The sequence below is a fragment of the Cryobacterium sp. PH31-AA6 genome (genome assembly GCF_030063195.1).
Taxonomy (GTDB): domain Bacteria; phylum Actinomycetota; class Actinomycetes; order Actinomycetales; family Microbacteriaceae; genus Cryobacterium.
Map to the genome: position 1 here is coordinate 1 of NZ_JASISS010000039.1, position 19,673 is coordinate 19,673.

23 protein-coding genes and 1 pseudogene are annotated in these 19,673 nt (G+C 66.0%); 9 read left to right on the plus strand and 15 right to left on the minus strand.

The window, feature by feature from the left end; all coding sequences use genetic code 11:
- Positions 1-316: 316 nt before the first annotated feature.
- From QMG61_RS16435 to QMG61_RS16470, 8 genes are all read right to left on the minus strand, one after another.
- Positions 317-1,117, minus strand: coding sequence for a carbonic anhydrase (locus tag QMG61_RS16435; RefSeq protein WP_283495419.1), 801 nt, complete (start codon positions 1,115-1,117; stop codon positions 317-319).
- 463 nt (positions 1,118-1,580) lie between these two features.
- A complete protein-coding gene (locus QMG61_RS16440; protein WP_283495420.1) occupies positions 1,581-2,555 on the minus strand; it encodes a thioredoxin domain-containing protein in 975 nt (324 codons plus the stop codon).
- 19 nt (positions 2,556-2,574) lie between these two features.
- Positions 2,575-2,994, minus strand: a complete 420-nt coding sequence (gene nusB, locus QMG61_RS16445; protein ID WP_283495421.1) for a transcription antitermination factor NusB — start codon at positions 2,992-2,994, stop codon at positions 2,575-2,577.
- Complete coding sequence (gene efp / locus QMG61_RS16450; protein ID WP_283495422.1) at positions 2,994-3,554, minus strand: elongation factor P; 561 nt, start codon at positions 3,552-3,554, stop codon at positions 2,994-2,996. The genes nusB and efp overlap by 1 nt, the downstream gene beginning before the upstream one ends.
- Positions 3,555-3,681: 127 nt before the next feature.
- On the minus strand, positions 3,682-4,119 hold the full coding sequence (locus QMG61_RS16455; RefSeq protein ID WP_283495423.1) for a type II 3-dehydroquinate dehydratase: 438 nt from the start codon (positions 4,117-4,119) through the stop codon (positions 3,682-3,684).
- Between the two features lie 54 nt (positions 4,120-4,173).
- A complete protein-coding gene (locus QMG61_RS16460; RefSeq protein WP_283495424.1) occupies positions 4,174-5,784 on the minus strand; it encodes an ABC transporter permease in 1,611 nt (536 codons plus the stop codon).
- Positions 5,781-6,737: an ABC transporter ATP-binding protein gene (locus tag QMG61_RS16465; RefSeq protein WP_283495425.1), complete on the minus strand. Its 957-nt coding sequence runs from the start codon at positions 6,735-6,737 to the stop codon at positions 5,781-5,783. The genes QMG61_RS16460 and QMG61_RS16465 overlap by 4 nt, the downstream gene beginning before the upstream one ends.
- Positions 6,738-6,742: 5 nt before the next feature.
- Entirely contained in the window at positions 6,743-7,378 is a 636-nt protein-coding gene (locus QMG61_RS16470) for a TetR/AcrR family transcriptional regulator (protein ID WP_283495426.1), read from the minus strand.
- 277 nt (positions 7,379-7,655) lie between these two features.
- Between QMG61_RS16470 and QMG61_RS16475 the strand changes: the two genes are divergently transcribed.
- From QMG61_RS16475 to QMG61_RS16490, 4 genes are all read left to right on the plus strand, one after another.
- Positions 7,656-8,048: an ArsR/SmtB family transcription factor gene (locus tag QMG61_RS16475; protein WP_283495427.1), complete on the plus strand. Its 393-nt coding sequence runs from the start codon at positions 7,656-7,658 to the stop codon at positions 8,046-8,048.
- Complete coding sequence (locus tag QMG61_RS16480) at positions 8,048-8,722, plus strand: SRPBCC domain-containing protein (protein WP_349358687.1); 675 nt, start codon at positions 8,048-8,050, stop codon at positions 8,720-8,722. Before QMG61_RS16475 ends, QMG61_RS16480 begins: the two co-directional genes overlap by 1 nt.
- Before the next feature lie 178 nt (positions 8,723-8,900).
- Positions 8,901-9,269 carry a VOC family protein gene (locus QMG61_RS16485; protein ID WP_283495428.1) on the plus strand — a complete coding sequence of 123 codons (369 nt, stop codon included), beginning with the start codon at positions 8,901-8,903 and terminating at the stop codon, positions 9,267-9,269.
- 64 nt (positions 9,270-9,333) lie between these two features.
- Positions 9,334-9,993: a dihydrofolate reductase family protein gene (locus QMG61_RS16490; RefSeq protein ID WP_283495429.1), complete on the plus strand. Its 660-nt coding sequence runs from the start codon at positions 9,334-9,336 to the stop codon at positions 9,991-9,993.
- Between the two features lie 78 nt (positions 9,994-10,071).
- Here the strand turns inward: QMG61_RS16490 and QMG61_RS16495 are convergent, their stop codons facing one another.
- The 3 genes from QMG61_RS16495 to QMG61_RS16505 form a co-directional block, all read right to left on the minus strand.
- On the minus strand, positions 10,072-10,650 hold the full coding sequence (locus tag QMG61_RS16495) for a beta-class carbonic anhydrase (RefSeq protein WP_283495430.1): 579 nt from the start codon (positions 10,648-10,650) through the stop codon (positions 10,072-10,074).
- Between the two features lie 191 nt (positions 10,651-10,841).
- Positions 10,842-11,822: an SRPBCC family protein gene (locus QMG61_RS16500; protein ID WP_283495431.1), complete on the minus strand. Its 981-nt coding sequence runs from the start codon at positions 11,820-11,822 to the stop codon at positions 10,842-10,844.
- A 14-nt stretch (positions 11,823-11,836) separates the two neighbouring features.
- The gene (locus tag QMG61_RS16505; RefSeq protein ID WP_283495432.1) at positions 11,837-12,190 is read right to left on the minus strand and encodes an ArsR/SmtB family transcription factor; all 354 of its coding nucleotides are present in this window, start codon (positions 12,188-12,190) and stop codon (positions 11,837-11,839) included.
- A 134-nt stretch (positions 12,191-12,324) separates the two neighbouring features.
- Here QMG61_RS16505 and QMG61_RS16510 point away from each other — a divergent pair, with 134 nt between their 5' ends.
- From QMG61_RS16510 to QMG61_RS16520, 3 genes are read left to right on the plus strand one after another with little or no spacing between them, the layout of a single operon-like run.
- Complete coding sequence (locus QMG61_RS16510; protein ID WP_283495433.1) at positions 12,325-12,801, plus strand: DUF2975 domain-containing protein; 477 nt, start codon at positions 12,325-12,327, stop codon at positions 12,799-12,801.
- The gene (locus tag QMG61_RS16515) at positions 12,801-13,049 is read left to right on the plus strand and encodes a helix-turn-helix domain-containing protein (protein WP_283495434.1); all 249 of its coding nucleotides are present in this window, start codon (positions 12,801-12,803) and stop codon (positions 13,047-13,049) included. Before QMG61_RS16510 ends, QMG61_RS16515 begins: the two co-directional genes overlap by 1 nt.
- Positions 13,046-16,825 carry an SCO7613 C-terminal domain-containing membrane protein gene (locus QMG61_RS16520; RefSeq protein WP_283495435.1) on the plus strand — a complete coding sequence of 1,260 codons (3,780 nt, stop codon included), beginning with the start codon at positions 13,046-13,048 and terminating at the stop codon, positions 16,823-16,825. Before QMG61_RS16515 ends, QMG61_RS16520 begins: the two co-directional genes overlap by 4 nt.
- Here the strand turns inward: QMG61_RS16520 and QMG61_RS16525 are convergent.
- A pseudogene (locus tag QMG61_RS16525) lies at positions 16,797-17,208 on the minus strand (bleomycin resistance protein). The gene QMG61_RS16520 and the pseudogene QMG61_RS16525 overlap by 29 nt on opposite strands.
- A 209-nt stretch (positions 17,209-17,417) precedes the next feature.
- On the opposite strand from QMG61_RS16525, the gene QMG61_RS16530 reads away from it, so the two are divergent.
- The gene (locus QMG61_RS16530) at positions 17,418-17,813 is read left to right on the plus strand and encodes a PNPOx family protein (protein WP_283495436.1); all 396 of its coding nucleotides are present in this window, start codon (positions 17,418-17,420) and stop codon (positions 17,811-17,813) included.
- Positions 17,814-17,966: 153 nt separating this feature from the next.
- Complete coding sequence (locus QMG61_RS16535) at positions 17,967-18,284, plus strand: hypothetical protein (RefSeq protein ID WP_283495437.1); 318 nt, start codon at positions 17,967-17,969, stop codon at positions 18,282-18,284.
- Between the two features lie 71 nt (positions 18,285-18,355).
- Here the strand turns inward: QMG61_RS16535 and QMG61_RS16540 are convergent, their stop codons facing one another.
- The 3 genes from QMG61_RS16540 to QMG61_RS16550 form a co-directional block, all read right to left on the minus strand.
- Positions 18,356-18,709, minus strand: a complete 354-nt coding sequence (locus QMG61_RS16540) for a zinc ribbon domain-containing protein YjdM (RefSeq protein ID WP_283495438.1) — start codon at positions 18,707-18,709, stop codon at positions 18,356-18,358.
- A gap of 32 nt (positions 18,710-18,741) precedes the next feature.
- Positions 18,742-19,146 carry a hypothetical protein gene (locus QMG61_RS16545; protein ID WP_283495439.1) on the minus strand — a complete coding sequence of 135 codons (405 nt, stop codon included), beginning with the start codon at positions 19,144-19,146 and terminating at the stop codon, positions 18,742-18,744.
- Between the two features lie 92 nt (positions 19,147-19,238).
- Entirely contained in the window at positions 19,239-19,664 is a 426-nt protein-coding gene (locus tag QMG61_RS16550) for a DUF779 domain-containing protein (RefSeq protein ID WP_283495441.1), read from the minus strand.
- Positions 19,665-19,673 lie beyond the last annotated feature (9 nt).

Below are 19,673 nucleotides of genomic sequence, written 5' to 3' on the forward strand. Positions count from 1 at the left end.
AGCCCAGACGGGCGACGGCGTCTGCCGCTTGTCTGAGCTGGTCTGCCGGGGTGGTCATAACATGATTTTAGCAAGAATGGAACACAGATGTGAGAGTTTGTCTTGTCTTGTGGACAAGTTTCTCGAATATTTATCCAGTGGTCTCGACAGGCTCGACCACCGGCGGGAGAGGGCGCCGGCCTCGCCCGCTGACGCCGCGCCCGTTTTGGCAGGGCGCGACCGCGGGCGGCACCGAGGTCATGCGTCGGACGTATTACAGCGCTCAGCGAAGCCTGACAGTGCACTGCGACACCGTTCCCCGCTCGCGCTCCGCCGCCTACCCCGCGATCTGGAAGACTTCCCCGGTCCCGCCCACCACCGTGCGGCCCCCGAGCGGCTGCGTCGGCCGGGCGTTATCACTGTGCACGTCCTCGAGCGTGCGGATCTGCTCCGCAGACATCGTAATCGTTGTACTCATCACCACCCACTGCACACCCTCCGTGCACGGCGGGGTGGTCAGGCTGCCCGAGTACTCGTAATTCTCCAGCGATGCAGGCAGGACGGCAGCAACATCAAGTGCCACCTGGTCTTTGTCGGCCACGTGGGTCGCCGCTTCGATGAACGGCACCAACGCCTCGGATGCCTCCCCTTCGGATACGAGGATGCCCAGCACAAGCAGGTTGCCGGCAACATCCGTGTGCACAAGATGCAGTTCAGCCGCGGCAGGCCGGCCCGCGACGGTGTGCTCAGACGGCACGTGAGCATGCATCTGCTGCAGGCTGTACTCATCGCCGGCGAACGTGAGAGTCTCCCCCTCGCCATCGGTCTCGACCTCGACGGCATGCCCGGTATCGAAAACGTCACCGTCCACATCCTGAACGGCCAGATCGATACTGGTCGACGTCACGGGAACGGTCAGCGGCAGGTCGATTGGGGACTGCTTGGTTCCCGCTGCACACGCCGCGAAGCTGGAGTCCACCGCCCCCCACGACGCCGGGCCGTTTTCCCCGTCATACGACCAGTGCGCCGACTCCGCCACCGCCGCATCGGTTGGCTCCGGAGCAAGCTGCGCGCAACCGGCAAGGGTAACAGCGGCCACCGTGAAAGCTGAAGCGGTGAGCCAGGATCGTGCGGACATTAGATACTCCAAAAACTGCATAGAAAAAACGCCACACCGAACATGTGGCGTGACGACGCTCCGCAGAGAACCGCTTTCCCGAATCATCCTCTCCCAGGGGTGGTTGAGGAATTCGTCGAATTCGGGGTCATGTCTTTGGCTCCCCCACCACCACATCGACACCTCCGGGTGGAAGACCCGAGTTGTGCGCGGCAAGCCCCGTGTCAAGGCCCGCGCCTGGTACGAACCGCGGCAGCGCCGGCACCGGCCAACCGAAATCGCGCCCGAACCGCACCGGCCGCGCGCTCGCGACCCTGGTCTCGACAGGCTCGACCACCGCAGGCTCGACCACCGCAGGCTCGACCACCGACCCTGGTCTCGGCAGGCTCGACCACCGCAGGCTCGACCACCGACCCTGGTCTCGACAGGCTCGACCACCGCAGGCTCGACCACCGCCTCGCTCGGCGGCGATCGCGGCCGGAGGCTACTGCTGGGCGGTGATGAAAGCCGCGAGCTCCCGCGGGTCGTCGATGGGTCCCCGGTACTGGGCACCGTTGACGAGAACCGTCGGGGTGCCCTGGATCGAGTCGATCTCCGCGCCGGGAATCGGTCCGTTCAGGGCCGTCTTCGTATTGTCCTGCGACCAGCCCTGGTAACGGCCGCTCGCCACACAGTCAGCGAACTCGGGGTCCGCGCCCTGAAGGGCGACGAGCTCGTCGTCGGAGAGTCCCGGTGTGTTCTCCGCGGGCTGGTGCGCGTAGAGAAGTGCCAGGTAGTCGAGGGTGGATTCAGGACGGAGGACGGCCTGGCAGGTGAGCGCGGCGGCGGCCCGCGAGGAGTACGCGGTGCCCTGCGACGCCTGGTCGAGGAAGGTGAGCGCGTGCAGCCGGAGGGTGATGTCACCGTTGTCGACGGCCGCGCCGAGCTGGACACCGTTGGCGTCCTCGAACTGCTTGCAGTACGGGCACATCGGGTCGAAGTAGACGTCGACGGTGGTCGGTCCGGCGCCGACGAACAAGTAGCCGGCATCGAAATCGGCGGCGCCCTGACGCCCCTCGCCCAAGGGCGCCTCGGTGGCCGTGCCGGGGGTCGGCGGGAACTGTATCCCGTCGGAACCGGCGGCGATCGCCGTGATGATGGCGCCGAAGGTCGCCGCGAAGGCAATGGCGAGTACGACGAACAGAGCGGTGGCAGCGATGCCGACGTAACCGATGATCAGGCCGGCCAGAGCCAGACCGCGACCGGCTTCTCCGCGCTGTTTGATCTGGCCGAGCGCGATGTGGCCGGTGATCACCGCAACGAGGGACACGAAGAACGACGACACGAGCGAGACGATCGCCAGGGTGTTGGTCCTCGGCGCCTGGAGGTACGGTTGGCCACCATACGGCTGGAGGTACGGCTGGCCGGCCCCGGGCTGATCGGCGTTACCCTGCGACTGGTCGGTCGGGTCGGTGGTCATCGTGGTCCCCCTTGGAGCACTACGCGGATGGAGCGGTCTGGGCGATCCGGCCGAGCAGCCCGTTGACGAAGCCGGCGGAGTCATCCGTCGACAGGATCTTGGCGGACTCGACCGCTTCATCGATGGCGACCGCGTGCGGCACGGCATCGTTGAAGAGAATCTCCCAGATGCCGATGCGCAGGATCGCCCGGTCGACGACGGGCATCCTGGCCAGGGACCAGCCCTGCGAATACGTCTCGATCAGTTCGTCGATCTCCTCGCGGTGCTCGACGACCCCGTCCACGATGTCGCGCGCGTACAACCAGGAGGCCATCCGAGCGGGTTCGTTCGCGGCTCGTTCGGCCTCGAGGGCGAGGGACTCCGGGATGGTCGTCTGCCGCACGTCGGCGGCGTAGAGAATGTCGAGAGCGCGCTTGCGCGCTTTGGTCCGTGCGCTCACTAGTTGACGCGGCCCAGATAGTCACCGGTGCGGGTGTCGACCTTGACCCGGGTGCCCTGCTCGACGAACAACGGCACCTGGATCTGGAAACCGGTCTCCACGGTGGCGGGCTTGGTGCCGCCGGTGGACCGGTCGCCCTGGAGGCCAGGCTCGGTGTAGGTGATCTCGAGCACGACGGATGCCGGCAGCTCGACATAGAGCGGGTTGCCGTTGTGCAGCGCGATGGTGACGTTCTGATTCTCCAGCATGAAGTTCACGGCGTCGCCCACGACGACGGCGGGAACGTGCAACTGGTCAAAGTCGGAAATGTCCATGAAGACGTAGGACTCGCCATCCGCGTACAGGTACTGGAAGTCCTGGCGGTCGACGTTCTCGGTCTCGATCTTGGCACCGGCGTTGAAGGTGCGGTCCACGGTCTTGCCGGTGACGACGTTCTTCAGTTTGGTGCGCACGAACGCACCGCCCTTGCCCGGCTTGACGTGCTGGAAATCGGTGACTGCCCAGAGCTGGCCATCGATGTTGAGGACGACGCCATTGCGGATATCGGCGGTTGATGCCATGGAAAGAAGTTCCGTTCACTTGGTTCAATTAGGAAGGTGCGCGGCCGAAACGGCCTCAGAGGAGTCTAGTTGGCCCCGGGCGATGCGCCAAAGGGAGCGCCCCGCCACGAGAGTGGCGCTCTCGGTCTCAGGCCGAGCGGGTGATGAAGTCGAGGGCGAGGCGGTACGAGTCGAAGCCGAATCCGGCGATGACCCCGGTCGCGACGGCGCTGACCACGCTGGTGTGCCGGAAGGTTTCCCGTGCATGCGGGTTGGAGAGGTGCACCTCGACCAGCGTGACGCCGGCCTTGGTGACGAGCGCGGCGGCATCCCTCAGCGCGTAGCTGTAGTGGGTGAACGCCGCGGGATTCAGGATGACGGGGATCCGTTTGTCGACCGCCTCGTAGAGCCAGTGGATCAGTTCGGCCTCGTCGTCGGTCTGGCGCACGTCGACGGTGACCCCCTCGGGCGCCTCCGCCGTGAGCATGGTGCGCAGCTGGTCGAGGTTTGCGGAACCGTAGACGTCGGGTTCCCGACTGCCGAGGCGCCCCAGGTTCGGACCGTTCAGGACGAGGACTGTGCTCATCCACCCAGCCTAGGGGTCGGCCCGAGAGCCGGGCCTCTCCCCGGGTCGTTTCGGCTAACTCTGCGGTACTCCGCGTCGGCGGAATGCCGCAAAGCCCATCACGATGAGGGCCAGGGCAACCGCGGCCGTGATCGTGAGAGCGCCAAACTGGATCGCGCCTTCTGGGGGGTTGCCCGCGTGAGTAGTCGGCGAGAGGTCAAGCACCCACTGGGGGAACTTCAGGCCGGGACCGAGGAATGCGATGAAGGTCACTGCGGCGTAGCCTGCCCAGGCGATCGGGAACATCCGGGGACGCAGACCGTAGACCGCCAACGCCAGCCCGGCGAGTACGAGCTCGGCCGGAAGGTAGGCCAGTCCGGCACTCAGGGTGGGGCCGAATTCCGCCATGTCGCCGACCGATATGGCGGTCGCGAGGCCCAGGACCAGGGAGCAGCCGAGCACGATAACGATGAGGCCGGCCAGCACGACCAGGGAATGCGAGGCTAGCCAGCGAGTCCGGGACAGGGTGCCGGAAAGTCGGGTCTCCAGCCGACCGTCGGCTTCTTCGGCTCGCAGCGTGCCGATGGCCTGCACGACGTACCCGGTCGCGATGACGGCCAGATAGAGCTGGACGGCCGCGACGAACCCGTCCAGGGGACGACCGTGGGTGATGCCCATCGCCTCGGCAAAAGCGGAGTTGCCGACCATCGCGTCAAGGGCCTGCTGAGTGAGGGCGCCCATCGCCCCGGTGAGCAGTGCACCTCCGGCGAACCAACCGAGGGTGGCGGGGCGGTGGATCCAGATTGCGAGCCCGATCGGGCTGCGCAGCCAGGCAGAAGCGTGCTCGGGGCCGGCACCACCCCGAACCAGCGCGCTCCCCAGATCGCGCCGAGCGGCCAGACGCAGTGCCGCGCCACTGAGGGTGACACCGACGGCGAGCGGGATTGCCAGGGTCCACCAACGTTGGTCTCCGAACGGCGCGGCCTTCTCGGCCCAACCGAGCGGCGACAGCCAGGTCAGCCAGGTTTCTGTGACATCACCCACGCCTCGCAAGACGACTGATGCCGCGAGGAGGATCAGGCTCCAGGCGTAGACGTCTCGGGCGTGCCGGGTGAGCTGCGCCAGGAGGGCCGCCAGACCAGCGAAGACGAAGGCCAGCCCGGCCAGGGAAAGCGCGTAGAGCATCGACCGTGCGAGCGGGACGCCGGAAACTGCCAACCCGATGGCGAACATCATTCCGGTGGCGGCGATCGTGGCCGTGGCCACGATGAGCGCGGCCAATGCGGGTTCGTGGCGAGCGATCCGGCCACCGAGGAGCAGCTCAAGCCGACCGGACTCCTCCTCGCGGCGCGTCGACCGCGCGACCAGCGCGATTCCCAGAAGCGGCAGCAGGAAGGCCGCCATGAACCCGAACTCGTCCTGGATCACTCCGCCCAGGGAATCTATGCCCTCCACCTTGCCGTTTATTGCGACCAGGGCGTTGCCTGAGGTGACGGCCTCGGCGTAGGTGTGGATCTTGGCGGGGGTGTCGTAGAGCGCGGCGACCGCGGCTGCGGTGCCGAGCATTGTCGCACCCAGCGCGAACACCCAGATCAGGGCACTGCGCCGCTGAATTCGCCCGACGATGCCCAGCATGATGCCCAGCCCGTTCGTGCGTTCGGAGGTGCCATTCCGCCGGTCGGTCATCGGGCGGTCTCCGTGTGACTCTCGTCCCGGGCCGCTTCATCCGGGTCCGGAGTCGGTCCGTAATTCCGCAGGAACAGTGAGTCGAGACTGGGGGGTGTCACCGTGAGAGTGCGGATTTCTGCTGCGTGGAGCCGCCCGATGACGGAGTCGAGGTGGTCGGGATCGATAGTGAACCGGGAGTCCACTTGTCCGTGGGGCCCGTCCTGTTTATAGTCGGCGACACCGTCCGCGTCGGCCAGTCCGTCGGGCTTCTGCGCGGTGACGGCATGAACGACGCTTCGGGTACGGCTGCGCAAGTCGGCCAGGGTGCCACTGGTGACGGTGCGGCCGCGACGGATGATGCTCACCCGGTCGGCCAGCGCCTCCACCTCTCCCATCATGTGACTGGACAGAAGCACTGTGACGCCATCGTCGCGCCTCTCCCGAACGCACTGCTGGAAGGCCTGTTCCATGAGCGGGTCAAGGCCCGAGGTCGGCTCGTCGAGTACCAACAAGTCCGCGTCCGCAGCCAGGGCGGCGATCAGGGCGACCTTCTGCCTGTTGCCCTTGGAGTAGTCACGAACGCGCTTGGTGGGGTCGAGTTCGAAACGTTCGACGAGGTCGGCCCGTCGGCGCTCGTCGACACCGCCCTGGGTGGCGCCCAGAATATCGAGGCACTGACCGCCGGTCAGCGCGGGCCAGAGGGCGACGTCACCGGCTACGTAGGCGAGTCGGCGGTGCAGGCGGGGCGCGTCGCGCCAGGGGTCGCCGCCGAAGAGTTCGGCGCGTCCCGACGTGGCCTTCATGAGCCCGAGAATGACTCGAATTGTCGTGGACTTGCCGGAGCCGTTCGGGCCGAGGAAGCCGTGCACCTCCCCCGGGCGCACGGTGAGGTCGAGCCCATCGAGTGCTCGGACCTTGCCAAAAACCTTGGTGAGTCCTTCGGTGCGGATCACAGGCTGGGTGTCGATCATGACAGTCATTCCTTCGGCGGGGCCTTGAAGGCGCCCTCGGTGTAGACGGCGGTGACGTCCCTCGTCCACCGGTCGAGGCCGGCGGGTGTCAGTGGGTCTTCGCCGATGGCTGTGGCGATCTGGTTCCTCAGCAGGATCACGGCGAGGTCGTTGGCGACCAGGAATGCCGCGCGGACTGCCGGGTCCTCGGTGGGCGAGGCGACCCCTTTTTCCAGCATGGCCTCCAGGATGCGGCGGGTGGTTGAGTACAAACGGCCGAACAACACCGCCCCGGTCGGGTCATTGGTGAGCAGCAGTCGACGCAGGTACGCAGGCAGCGGCGATCCTGCGGGGAACACCCGGACAAAGGCCTCGGCCAGCGACGAGTTGGCTTCGCCGCTGGCCAGCATCTCGGCAAGCTCGTCATCGTCGAACTCGACGAAGATCGCGTCGAAGGACTCGACCGCGTGATCGTTCACCGCGACACGGAGGCCCTCTTTGCTCCCGAAATGGTGGAGCACAAGGCCCGGAGACACCCGTGCAGCAGTTGCGATCTCGCGCACCGTCACCGAATCGTGCCCACGCTCGGCGAACAGGCGAAGAGCCGAGTTGCGAATGTTCGCCCGGGCGGTGAGGTCCTGCTCTTCTCTGATTGAACCCATGTTCAGCATGCTAAACGCTTGATTAACACGATGCAAGCGGCGTTGTCGCCCAGGAAACGAATCAGGCCCCCAAGGATTCTGAAGGCACTGGCTTGTCCTCCCGCGTCATGCCGCCCAACATCCCGTCCTCGACGGATCGGACCGCGATGCTCGCCCTCGAGGTTCCGTCGACCGGTTGCCGTGATGCGCACGGGAAGAATCTTCCCAACAGGAGCCATCACGCGCGCAATTATCGATAAGTATTGACTTATATAAGCGCTGGTGCAACGCTGTGGCCATGCACGCGCTCGATGTCCTCGGTGATCCCGTCCGCCGGCGTCTCCTCGAATTGCTCGTCGATGGCGAGGAATCGGCCGGTGACCTCGGCCTCGTCATCCAGGCGGAATTCGGCATCTCACAGCCCGCGGTGTCCCAACACCTGCGCGTGCTCCGCGACTCCGGGTTCGCTACCGTACGCCCGGACGGCGCGCGACGGCTCTACTCGGTCGATCCGGCTCCCCTGGCCGAGGCCGATGCCTGGTTCGACGTATTCCGCGGGTTCTGGGAGCCAAAACTCGCCGCCCTCGGCACTGAACTCGCACGCGGGCGATTGGCGCAGAAAAAGGCCGCCACGGCGGCAACCAGCCAGGACAGCACGACCCACGAGATCAACGAAGAGGGAGACCACTGATGGATGTGCACGCTCAACTCAGGGCTGTAACGCGCGGAATCGAGACCAGGGAGGTGGACGGTGTGCTCTCATTCGTGCAAACCCTCACCCAGACCTATCCGTCCCCGATCGACGACGTGTGGGACGCCGTGACAACTGCTGAGCGGATCCCCCGGTGGTTCCTGCCGGTGAGCGGCGACCTGCGAATCGGCGGCCATTACCAATTCGAGGGCAACGCCGGCGGCGACATCCGACGCTGCGATCCGCCGAGCGGGGGCTCCGCCGGCTACACAGTCACGTGGGGCAACGGGATGGGCGAACCGTCGATCGTGCACGTGCGGCTCACCGCACTGGATACGGCATCCACCCGCTTCGAGCTCGAGAACGTCGCCGCGGTCGACTCGGTCCCCGACGGGTTTTGGGTGCAGTTCGGGCCGTCGGCCACAGGCATGGGCTGGGACTCGGGACTCCTGGGGCTCGCCTTGTACTTCGGCGGTGGTTCAGCGGGCATCTCGCCGGAGGAGGGCCAGGCCTGGCTCGCGACCGATGAGGGCAAGTCCTTTCTGCGGGGATCTGCCGACGCGTGGGCCAAGGAGCACATCTCGGATGGCGCGAATCCCGACATCGCGAACGCTGCCGCAACAACGACGTACCGTATGTACTCCGGGGAGCTCCCGCCGCCTCCGATGGACTAGCGTCTCCGCAAGGGAATTCTCGTTGCCCTGGCGGAGCGGTTCGACTGACGCGGTCGCTGCGCTGTCTGCGGGTGGCTCACGCACGGGTCGCGGACGCCTGGCTGAGCCTGTTCATACCCTTGCTTCGACCGCGACGGCGGGTCACACTGTTCGTCAGATGAGGCGGAGGGTTGACACCATGGCGCACGGAGATATCACTCACATCGACATTCCCGTGAGCAACCTCGCACGGGGGTCGGAGTTCTACTCGGGCCTGTTCGGATGGCAAATCGCCGAGAGCCGCGGATTCGACGGCTACCCGATGTGGCAGGCGCCGAACAAGATCAGCGGTGGCGGACTGGCACCACGCAGCGAAGACTTCTCCCAGCCTCGGTCCTATGTCGAAGTCGATTCAATCGACGACACCCTGGTCGCCGCGGTCGCCGCTGGCGGTTCGGTCGCCGTGGGCAAGGATGCGATCTCCGCCACCAGCTGGTGGGCAGTCATCCGAGACCCCGACGGAAACGTGATCGGACTCTACGAGGGAACCACCGACACGCAGCCCTAGTGCCAGGACCGAGGACCCTCAGCGCGGATCCGCGATTATTTCGACAAACATTCCAGGAGATGACATGTCCCTCGTTCGTGTGCACAACTTCTCGGTCTCCCTCGACGGCTTCGGCACCGGCGAGGGACAGCAACTCGACGCTCCCTTCGGTCACGCAGGCTCTCGGCTCATGGAATGGGCGATCGAGACGCGCACCTTTCGCGAGATGGGAATCCACGGAGAGTCCGAGGGGTCCTTCGGCGTCGACGACGCCTTCGCCAGCGCGTGGGGGCCAGGGATCGGCGTGGAGATCATGGGCCGCAACAAGTTCGGACCTCAGCGCGGCCCCTGGGCAGACGAGGAATGGACGGGATGGTGGGGCGACAACCCTGTTTTCCACACCCCGGTCATCGTCCTGACCCACCATCCTCGACCGATGCTCGAGATGGAAGGCGGAACAACCTTTCATTTCGTTGACGCCGACCCCGTCACGGCGCTCCAGCAGGCTCGCGCCCTGGCCGGCGACCTGGACGTGCGGATCGGTGGCGGCGTCAGCACGGTTCGACAGTTTCTCAAGACCGATCTGATCGACCATCTGCACATCGTCGTCGTGCCGATCGTCCTCGGCCGCGGCGAACGACTCTGGGACGGCCTCGAAGGGCTCGAACAGCGCTTCGAAATCCAGGCGACCCCTTCTCCACTCGGAGTTCTCCATCTGGTCTTCACTCGTCGCACGGCCCGTTGATCCGAACCCGGACCGATGGCCGGAGTTCGGGCGCCCGTTCTAATCCCCGCCGGAGCCTTCGGTGCCGCTCAGCGAGAGCTAGGTCGAGGACCCTGCCACAGTGGCCGCGGGCACCTCGACGAGGCGTCCCGTCGCCACGTCATAGATGTAGCCGTAAACCGGGATCCCGCGGGGAACCAGGGGATGCGCCTTAATCCGTTCGACATCTTCGAGCACGCTCTCCGACTGGTCGGCGATGGTGAGCCAGTCGATGTACTTCGCCTCGGCGGAGCCCGGACCCGTACCGACATCGTAGAAGCCGGCTTCGCCCAAAGCGGCCGTCTCCAGGCTGTTGGCCAGGAGCCCCCGCATGACGTCGTCGGTGAAGAACTCCATCCCGCAGTTTGTGTGGTGAATGACGAACCATTCCCTGGTGCCCAGGAGTTTGTACGAGATGACAAGCGAACGGATGGCATCGTCTGAGGCTCGTCCTCCCGCGTTACGGATGACGTGAGCGTCGCCCTCGCTCAGACCGGCATACTTGGCCGGGTCCAGGCGCGCATCCATGCAGGTGAGGATCGCAAAGCCCCGAGCTGGCGGCAGGGCGAGTTCGGACTTGTCGCCGAAATTCTCCGCATATGCGGCGTTGGCGGAGAGGACTTCTTCGAGCGCGGGCATGGAGGACTCCTTCAGGGTTCCGGACGGGCGATTGTCTCGCTTCTGCTTCGAAGGGTAGCCAGAGATCCCTCAACATGGTCCTGTGTGTCGCAATATTCCGACGACTATCCCCTGGCCACGGTCTGCCGTTCCTGTCGTCGTGAAACACGACCATCACGCGCATCCGCCCCGAGGGACTTGGCCCCTCCTGACTAGGCCAGGGCCGGCTGCAACAGACCTTCGAGGCGCTGGTAGCTCGTCTCCATTCCGTCGGTCATGCCGGTCGCGAGGACCGCGTCACGCTGCTCCGCGTTCGCGTAGGTGATCACGAGCGAGAGCAGGGTTCCACCCTCGACAACGGTGAGCGTCAGCTCGTTGAGGGTGGCCGGGAAGTCCATCCCGATCATCGCCTCGGTCGTGACAGCGCGGTACGGCGCCTCCGACTCGAGCAGTTCGCCGGTGAAACCGAAACGTTCGTCGCCGCCATCCCGCTGCCACTCGTAGCGGTACTTGTCGCCGACCGCGGTCGCGACCTCACAAACGGGCATCGACCATCCGTCGGGTCCGAGCAGCCACTTCTTCATGAGTGCGGCATCGGTGTGCGCACGCCAGATCTGGTCGACGGTGCCGCGGATGACCCGTGCCACCCGCACCTGAGTATCGCTGAGGACCTGCGCCTCCGCCTTGCGTTCGCTGGCGAATGAGGCGAGATCGGCCAGAACCGTGTCGATCTGGGCCATGGCCTGGCGAGTGCCCTCCAGCATGCCCAGATCAAGGAGCTGCTGCATCTGTTCGAGGGAGTCGAAGTACGAGGTCGTCCTCAGTCGGCTGCCCTCGCTGGTCTCCTCGAAAGCGAAGTCCACCCGCGTGGTCGGGAGGTCGGGGTTCGGCACGCCCGCGGCATCCGAGAAGCTGTCGAGCACCTCGAACGCGCGGGGCGCGGCGGCCGAGATCCATTCCCAGCACCCGTAGTGCGCGTCTCCCTCGGGGCCGGTCATCACATACACGCTGCGTCCGCCCGCCACGGCGTCGTGGCGGAGAAACTTTGCCGGATATGTCGGCGGTCCCCAGAACCGCTCGAGCTGGCGCGGATCGGTGTAGGCGTCCCACAGCCGACGCAGGGGCGCCGTGAATTCGGCGACGATCGTGATGGTGAGCTGGTCGAGGTCCTTCTCGACGGATGTGACGGGCATGATATTCCTTTCGGTCAGGTGTCAGATGGAGCGGGATCGCCTTCGGCCAGAAGGCCGTCGAGCCGGTCGATGCGCGCGCGCCAGAGCTCGTCGAAGTGGTCGAGGAGGCGCTGCGCCTGGCGGATGCGATCACGGTTTCCCCGCACCATCCGCTCACGGCCGCGTGGTTCTTTGGTTACGAGCCTCGCGTCCTCCAGAACGGCAACGTGCTTCTGGACTGCCGCGAAGGACATGTCGTAGTTATCCGCCAGCTGCGACACCGAGACGTCGTTGACCAGCGTGCGGCGCAGGATGTCGCGCCGCGTCGAGTCCGCGAGGGCGCGGAAGATGCGGTTCACATCCTGATCGGAAAGCTCTGATACAACCATTTGATTGTACGATAATCGACGAGAACGAATCCCGCAACACCCGGGAAGAAAACGTCCCCGATGTTCGGCCTGCCGGCACTGCAGTGCGTATATTGTTTATCGATAGATGAATACCGATAATCGATAGGACTCACATGCATCGGACCGCGATCGACACACTCAAAGGGCTCATTGTCGTACTGATCGCACTTTTGGTGGTGTGCCAGGTTTTTGTGGTTCCCGAGGTCGCCCAGCAGATGCTCGTAAGGTCCCCCGGTCTGGGATACCTCAAGGTGCCGGGGATTCTCATTACCGTGGGGTTTCTGCTCTGCGTGCAGATCTCGCTCGTCTGCGTGTGGCGACTGCTGTCACTGGTGCGGGCATCCAGCATCTTCAGCAACGACGCGTTCAACTTTGTCGACATCATCCTCGGCACAGTCGCGCTGGCGACGCTCCTCATCGTCGGGTCGTTCCTGACCCTTGCGATCGCCGGCGTTGCCTCGCCGTCGGTCGTCATCCTGTGCTCGCTCGGAATCGTCGTCGGCTCGGGACTCACCCTCCTCATCGTCGTGTTGCGCGGTCTCCTGCGCAAGGCCTCCCAACTCGAACACGACCTATCGGAAGTGGTCTGATGCCCATCGTGATCAACCTCGACGTCGAGCTCGCGAAGAGGAAGATGTCGGTCTCCGACTTCGCTGCCGCGATCGATATCACTCCTGCGAACGTCTCCGTGCTCAAGAACGGCCGGGCGAAGGCGGTGCGGTTCTCGACCCTGGACGCGATCTGCCGCGTGCTCGAGTGTCAGCCCGGGGACATCTTCATGTGGGTGCCGGACGATGCGAACGGTTCGGACGCCGCGACGACAGTGACGGCATCATGACCGCGCAGCGCGGCGTGCAGGCCTGGAGCGATGTCGCGATTCGGCACCTTCTCGACAGCGCGTCGTGCCCCGTCTGCAGAGCCGCCGCGCCGTTCGATCGTCGCTGCCGCCGGTGCGGTGCCGAACTCAGCGGTGATCTGACGAACGAGCTCTGGGCAGCTTCGGAAGCGGCGGCCGAGGCTCTCATGACGCGGCAGCAGGTACTCGACCGCATTCCTCGTCGCTCCCCTACGAGCAAGACCAGTGCCGTAGCGCCGGCATCGACACCGGAGCCACAGCGGATTGACGAGCAACGCGGCGCCAATTCTGATGCCGCGATCACCGCTGTGCCGCAGTCGAACTGGGCGGTGCAGTCAGTATTGGCGGTCGCGGGTGCTGGACTCTTCGCGGTTTCCGCAGTTGTCTTCACCTTCTTCAACCCGGACCTTACAGATCGCGCCCTGCGCAGCGTGATCGTCGGCCTGATCACGCTCCTCTTCCTGGGTGGTGCCTGGATTCTTGCCCGCCGCACGCTGCAATTCTCGGCCGAGGCGGTGGGCGGCCTCGGGATGGTCTTCGTCGCCCTCGACGTCTATGCGTTCTCCGAACTCGCACCGACCGGTTTCAGCCCCTGGGCCCTCGCCGCCTCCGGAACGCTCGTCAGCGGCACCCTCATGGTCATCGTGTCGACGCTCGCCCGCATCCGCAGCTGGCTCTGGATCTCGCTCGTCGGGTTGACCATTGTTCCCGCAATGCTGGGATACTCGGGCGGCACCACACTGTCGGCGGCCCTGGGCCACCTTGGATCGGCCTTTGTCGCGCTCGCACTCCTCGGGGCCATACCCGGCTTGGCACGGCGCTACGACGGAAGTCTCCAGTCGGAGCGGGTGACGATTGCGATACTTCAGGTCGTGGCAACCGTGCTCCCGCTGGCGCAGATATGGTTCACCGGCCTTGGCAACACGACTGAGTACTGGTTGACGATCACCGCCGTGTTGACCGCCGTGACGGTGCTCGCCGCCTTCACGACGCGGCAGGTCGCCAGAACCTTCTGGAGCGTCATGGCCGGTGCGGCGGGAGTGGCGGCCTTCGTCAGCTTGCCTTTCGCATTCGCATTGGGGGCTGACGATGCGGGCGTGTGGTACTTGACCCTGTCGCCAGCAGCAGGCGCCGCGGCACTGCTGGCGCTGAACGCACTCGCTCCGAGAGTGCGCGCACTGCAGCGGCGAGCTTTCCTGGGCGGCGTGTTCGCCCTTGTCGGCGCGAGCGTGCTCGCCCCGGTTTTCCTCGCCGTGCTGATCGGGGCGGAAACTGTGCTTACTTCTCTCAGCGGCTCGGACCGCGGCGCGATCGGCATCCTGCCTCCGGGCGGTGTCCTCGCGGTCGCGCTGGGTCTTGGCGCTATGGCGGCCGGCCTGGGGGTGTTCTCGATTCACACGAGCCGCAGGGACACCGGGCAGACGCACGGTGCTGAGCCCGGACCTGGAGCTGGAGCTGGAGCTGGAGTTCCGATGCTGGCCCGGGCGACCGGCTCGCTTGCGGTCTGGCTGTCCGCCATCGCCGGGCTGGTGCTCGCCTGTCTGCCCGCCTTGCCCCTCGGGGCGCGGATCGCGATCGCCCTGGGCCTGGCCGTGGCGGTGAGTGGCGCACTCGTCGCGGTTCCGCGCATCCGGGATGCCTCGCTCACGATGCGGCTGCCTCTCGCGGTGGGCAGTCACGTCGCGGTGCTCCTGGCCATTGTCTGCTCCCTGGTCGACGAGGGCGTCACCGTCTGGGCGGGAATCGCGATCGTGGCCACGATCACTGTTGTCGCGCGCGCGGTGCCGGCCCGGGCACGGTTTCTGCACGTCGGTGCGGGTTTCGCCTACGCGCTGTTCGTCTTCGCAACGGCGCTCGGCCTGCTCGGCGTCGGCACCCTTGCGATGCTCTGCCTCACGAGCGCTGTCGCCTCGATCGGTGCGATCGCCGCAACCTTCCTCCGTCGGGTTGCGCCTCCGGCCTGGTACGCGATCCTGGTTGTCACAGCGGTTCCGTTCATGCTCGGGGTCGTTCAGGTCATCTTCGAACGTAGCGGCTGGACAGCACTTTCGACCGCTCTCATCTTCCTGCTCTCACTCACCCTGCTCAATACGAGGCGTCCCGGCCTGGGTATCGTGCTGCGCGCGATCGCTGCCGGTCTCCTCGTTCCGTCACTCGCCGTCGTGGTGATCTGCCTGGGTGCACAGGTGCTCCTGAGCAGCGCGTCTCCGGTGACGCTGCCGGTGATCGCCGCCATCGTGGCAATCGTGCTCCCCAGCACGGGTCTGATCGGCGGGATCCTGCGGAAGCGCGGCATGGCGGCTCGGGAGGCCACGGCCGCTCGGATCGCGATCGAAGGCTCCACGCTGCTCACCGGCGCGATCGCCGTTGGGCTTGCACTCGTGCGCGTCGCCGCGGGCCTGCCGACCACCTTCATTGTGCTGGTCGTCTTCGGGCTCGGCGCGGTGTCGACGTCCGTTTGGGCGAAGCGTCGATACGGCTGGTGGCTCGCTGCTGCCGCGTTCACCGGTGCACTCTGGTGCTTGTGGGCCTTGGCCGGAATCAGCGGGCTCGAGCCCTACCTGCTCCCGCCGAGCCTGGCCGCCGTTGCTCTCGGGCTGATCCTCACCGCACGCGGCTTTCCTGCCGCGCCGCTCTATGCGACGGGCCTCGTCGTGGCGGTCGCTCCTATCGTCGCGATGCTGGCGTTGTCCGGCACGGGGGCTTCGGCCCTTGCTCCGTGGCGTGGCTATGGACTGGTCGCCGCCTCCTGGCTTCTGCTCGGCCTCAGCGTGATGCTCGGCCGACGCTCTCCCGCGCGTGCTAAGTCGTTGCGCATCCTGAATTTGCCCACCCTGTACGTCGCCATTGTGGCCGGAGCGGCCGGTGCGATCCAGGGTCTGAGATTCGGGCTCGGGGCCGACCCGATAGTGACCGGAGGGGTGCCACTCATCCTGCTCTGCCTCGGAATCGGCATCGCAGGAGCACTGCCTGCAGCAGCTGCAGCGCGTGCGATCCGCGGGGCCGCCCGGGCGGGGTCGCGGTTGGCTCTCACCCGCTGGTTGTTTGCCCCCGCCGCGCTGTACGTCGCGGTCGCCGCCTGGAGCGCCATCGAACGCGATTGGTTCACGATCTGGATAATGTGGGCGCTCATGCTCGTGTACCTCGTGGCCGTCGTCGTCATCGCCTGGCGGCTGCGAACCGGTCCGACCGGCCTGCCTGCCGTGTGGTTCGTCTTCGCGATCGCGTTCATCACCGGGGTCGTGGCGTGGAGTCCACGTGATCTGCGAGTCGAATGGTTCTCCGTGACGCTGGGGCTCTTCCTGCTCATCGCCGGCGCCGTTCTTCTGCACGGTGCGCGCCCGTATCCGGACGGTGCAGACGCCCCCACCCGCACCGTCACTTGCTGGCCGGCAGGCTGGACCGGCTCGTGGCCACTACTCGCCCCCGGCATCGTGACGATGCTGTTGGCCTCAGTCACCGCCACCTTCACCGACCCGCAGACTTGGCGGGCGATTCTCGTGATCTTGATTGCGCTCGTCGCCATTCTCATGGGCTCGAGTCGCAAGCTTGCGGCCCCGTTTCTGCTCGGCATCGTCGTTCTTCCGATCGAGAATGTTCTCGTCTTCCTGGTGCAGATCGGGCGGGGCATCGAGTCGATGCCATGGTGGATCACCCTGGCCGTGGTCGGCGCCGTTCTCCTGATCATCGCCGTCACCTATGAGCGACGAGCGGGTGAAGAGGACAGCATTACTGACCGGCTTCGAGACCTGCGCTAGGGCGATCCCGCTGCTCGATGAGCGTGAGCTGCGTACCGTCGGGGTCGACGAGATACCCGGCTCGGAGCCCCCCAATCCTGCATTCGAACAGGGTGCAGTCGTGGCATCCCAGTAGTGCGGTCAGGCACACCGGATTGGCGGATGGCGTCGTAGAGCTCGTCGACGTCGGCCACACGCAAGCAGCACATGACCTTGCTCGACAGCGGGTCCAATTCGCCGGTCGGGAAGAACTCCAGCTGCAAGCCACCCCGGGTCAGGATCATCCACCCCGTGTCGCGAAACGCTCGCTCGAAACCGAAGCCGCCGTAGAACGCTTCCGTTCCGTCGAAGTTTCGCGACGGGAGGTTCGGCACGGCGCGGTCGTGAATAGAAGACGAGACCATGCGCCCATGATGGCAGGGGGTGGCCACATACGCGGGGCATTCCTACCCGCTCACGACTTCGATCAGGCGACCGAGAATCTCTCATAGTTCGCATTCGAGTACTCCCCTTCTTCGTCGGGGATTGCCGGCCGGGGTCACGTCGTCGGCCAACTGCGTCACGGACAACCGCGCCGTGCGCGCTTACTCGCCCCCTGTGACATGCTGCTCGCATGGACCTCGCATCGAAGCTACGCAGTGGCTGGCTGTTCACTATCAAGCACAGCGTGAACCGGCTGACCGGCCGCATGGCCCGCCGGGGCAGCGAGCACTTTTCGCTGGTGCGAACTGTGGGCCGCAAGAGCGGCAAGACCTTCGAGACACCGATCATCGTGCAGCCGATCGAGGGCGGATTCGTCTGCGAGCTCACCTACGGTCCCGAGGTCAACTGGTACCGGAATCTGGTCGCGGCCAACGGCGGCGAGATCGTGCGCGACGGAGTGACCACAAAGATTGTCGGGCTTGAACCCATGACGACCGCCGAGGGCATCGCCGCGTTCACCCCGTTCCAGCGCCGTGTCCTCAGGCTGCTCAAGCGCACTCAGTTCGTGAAGCTGATCGCGGCCTAAAGGCCTCGACTCCGCGGCGACCGAGACCAGACCGCCTCGGCGCATCCGTGCGCCGTCGAGCCGGATCGGCATTCCACCATCACTGTCAACGGGAACGTCACGGTCATCGACGCCGTCGCCGTTCTCCTGAATGGAATCACGATCCAAGGCAACGTGCCCCTGTCCGGCGGGGGCTCAGAGATTCCGTGGTCGATCAAGAACAACACGATCGGCGGCAACCTGACGGTCAGCGGGCAGGAGACCGAATGGCTGGGCGTGCTCTTCAACCAGATCGGCAAGAACACGACCCTGACCAACATTGCGTTGAGCGACCCTCACCCGGGCGCCCCCGGCGTCTACAACGTTCGCAACACGATCGGGCGGAACCTCAACTGCACGGGACTCACCCCGGGAGTCTCCGGAGGTTTCGTCCCCGGCAGCGTCAACGTCGGCGGCCGCAACGCGACCGGACAGTGCGCATCCCTGATCTGACCCCGGTCGCACCCGGTCCGTCTGCCTCCGCTGGGATTACCGGGTGGCAGACGGGCGGATAGACCTGGCTATCAGACCTTCTTCACCAGGCTGGATTTGAGCTGCATCGAGCCGACGCCCTCCACCTTGCAGTCGATGTCGTGGTCGCCGACCCCGTCGACCAGCCGGATGCCGCGCACCTTGGTGCCGACCTTGATCACGCTCGAGCTGCCCTTGACCTTGAGGTCCTTGATCACCGTGACGGTGTCACCGTCGGCCAGGACGGTGCCGAACGCATCCGTGATCACGGCCGGACCGGAGGGTTCGGCATCCTCCGCGCTGACGGGGGCCCACTCGTGGGCGCAGAGCGGGCAGACGAGCAACGACCCCATCTCGTAGGTGAGTTCGCTGGAGCATTCGGGGCACGGGGGCAGGGTCTCGTTCACCTCCCCACAGTAGCCGAGCGGCACCGCCCGGATCAGGGTGTCAGTTCGCAGACCCCCTCGTCGTGCGCCACGAACATGCCGGTGATGGTCAGGGCCGTGCCGAATGACGCGGCGAATTCGTGAGCCCAGGCCTGGTCCGGTGCCGTCAGGGCCGCCGACCCCGGCCGTTCGAGGGTGAGGATGACGCTGCCGCCGGGAGCAAGCTCCTCGAGGAGTTCGGTCAGTCTCGCCGCGAGCACAGCCGCCCCGCCGGGCACGGGCCGCAGGGGAATTCCGTCCACGGGGATGAGAACCGGCAGCTGCCGGCCCACCCTGTCGAGGAGCATGAACCAGAGCTGGGGCCGGATCGCCGGTCCGACGAGGTCGCGCACGCGCTCCCGCGCCTCCTCGACGGTGGTCACCGGTGGGGAGTCTTCGATGCGTAATGAACTAGTCATGCCGGTCAGGATGCCCCCGACACCCAGCCGGGTTCCGTTTGTGCACAGGGGTGACGATGCCGCCGCCCTGTGGAGGAGAGGCTGCGGTCGGTTCAGTCGAACGCGTCCATCAGGCGCGACCGGATCAGGAACCGCACGCCGCGGGGTGCCTCGACGGAGAAGCCGCTCCCCCGGCCCGGCACGACATCGACGGTGAGGTGGGTGTGGCTCCAGTAGGCGAACTGCTCGGCGGAGATCCAGAAGTCGATCGATTGCGCGGCGGCGCCGTCCGCGGCGATATCGAGGCGACCGAGAAGCACGTCCCGGTCGGAGGTGATGAATTCACCGTCGGGGAAGCACATCGGTGAGCTGCCGTCGCAGCAGCCTCCCGACTGGTGGAACATGAGTGGCCCGAATTCGCCCCAGAGTTCACGCAGGGTGGCGACGGCCACCGGGCTGAGTTCGACCCGCGGGAGAGTCTCCCCCGGCACCGTGACGGTGCCGATGACTGCGCCGGGGGACGCCGCTGGTGTGGTCATGATCGGATG

Excerpts from the sequence above, each read along its gene's own strand:
- QMG61_RS16435 (WP_283495419.1), bottom strand. The coding sequence starts at position 1,117 with ATGTCCGCACGATCCTGGCTCACCGCTTCAGCTTTCACGGTGGCCGCT.
- QMG61_RS16440 (WP_283495420.1), bottom strand. The coding sequence starts at position 2,555 with ATGACCACCGACCCGACCGACCAGTCGCAGGGTAACGCCGATCAGCCC.
- efp (WP_283495422.1), bottom strand. The coding sequence starts at position 3,554 with ATGGCATCAACCGCCGATATCCGCAATGGCGTCGTCCTCAACATCGAT.
- QMG61_RS16455 (WP_283495423.1), bottom strand. The coding sequence starts at position 4,119 with ATGAGCACAGTCCTCGTCCTGAACGGTCCGAACCTGGGGCGCCTCGGC.
- QMG61_RS16460 (WP_283495424.1), bottom strand. The coding sequence starts at position 5,784 with ATGACCGACCGGCGGAATGGCACCTCCGAACGCACGAACGGGCTGGGC.
- QMG61_RS16465 (WP_283495425.1), bottom strand. The coding sequence starts at position 6,737 with ATGATCGACACCCAGCCTGTGATCCGCACCGAAGGACTCACCAAGGTT.
- QMG61_RS16470 (WP_283495426.1), bottom strand. The coding sequence starts at position 7,378 with ATGGGTTCAATCAGAGAAGAGCAGGACCTCACCGCCCGGGCGAACATT.
- QMG61_RS16475 (WP_283495427.1), top strand. The coding sequence starts at position 7,656 with ATGCACGCGCTCGATGTCCTCGGTGATCCCGTCCGCCGGCGTCTCCTC.
- QMG61_RS16480 (WP_349358687.1), top strand. The coding sequence starts at position 8,048 with ATGGATGTGCACGCTCAACTCAGGGCTGTAACGCGCGGAATCGAGACC.
- QMG61_RS16485 (WP_283495428.1), top strand. The coding sequence starts at position 8,901 with ATGGCGCACGGAGATATCACTCACATCGACATTCCCGTGAGCAACCTC.
- QMG61_RS16490 (WP_283495429.1), top strand. The coding sequence starts at position 9,334 with ATGTCCCTCGTTCGTGTGCACAACTTCTCGGTCTCCCTCGACGGCTTC.
- QMG61_RS16495 (WP_283495430.1), bottom strand. The coding sequence starts at position 10,650 with ATGCCCGCGCTCGAAGAAGTCCTCTCCGCCAACGCCGCATATGCGGAG.
- QMG61_RS16500 (WP_283495431.1), bottom strand. The coding sequence starts at position 11,822 with ATGCCCGTCACATCCGTCGAGAAGGACCTCGACCAGCTCACCATCACG.
- QMG61_RS16505 (WP_283495432.1), bottom strand. The coding sequence starts at position 12,190 with ATGGTTGTATCAGAGCTTTCCGATCAGGATGTGAACCGCATCTTCCGC.
- QMG61_RS16510 (WP_283495433.1), top strand. The coding sequence starts at position 12,325 with ATGCATCGGACCGCGATCGACACACTCAAAGGGCTCATTGTCGTACTG.
- QMG61_RS16515 (WP_283495434.1), top strand. The coding sequence starts at position 12,801 with ATGCCCATCGTGATCAACCTCGACGTCGAGCTCGCGAAGAGGAAGATG.
- QMG61_RS16520 (WP_283495435.1), top strand. The coding sequence starts at position 13,046 with ATGACCGCGCAGCGCGGCGTGCAGGCCTGGAGCGATGTCGCGATTCGG.
- QMG61_RS16530 (WP_283495436.1), top strand. The coding sequence starts at position 17,418 with ATGGACCTCGCATCGAAGCTACGCAGTGGCTGGCTGTTCACTATCAAG.
- QMG61_RS16545 (WP_283495439.1), bottom strand. The coding sequence starts at position 19,146 with ATGACTAGTTCATTACGCATCGAAGACTCCCCACCGGTGACCACCGTC.
- QMG61_RS16550 (WP_283495441.1), bottom strand. The coding sequence starts at position 19,664 with ATGACCACACCAGCGGCGTCCCCCGGCGCAGTCATCGGCACCGTCACG.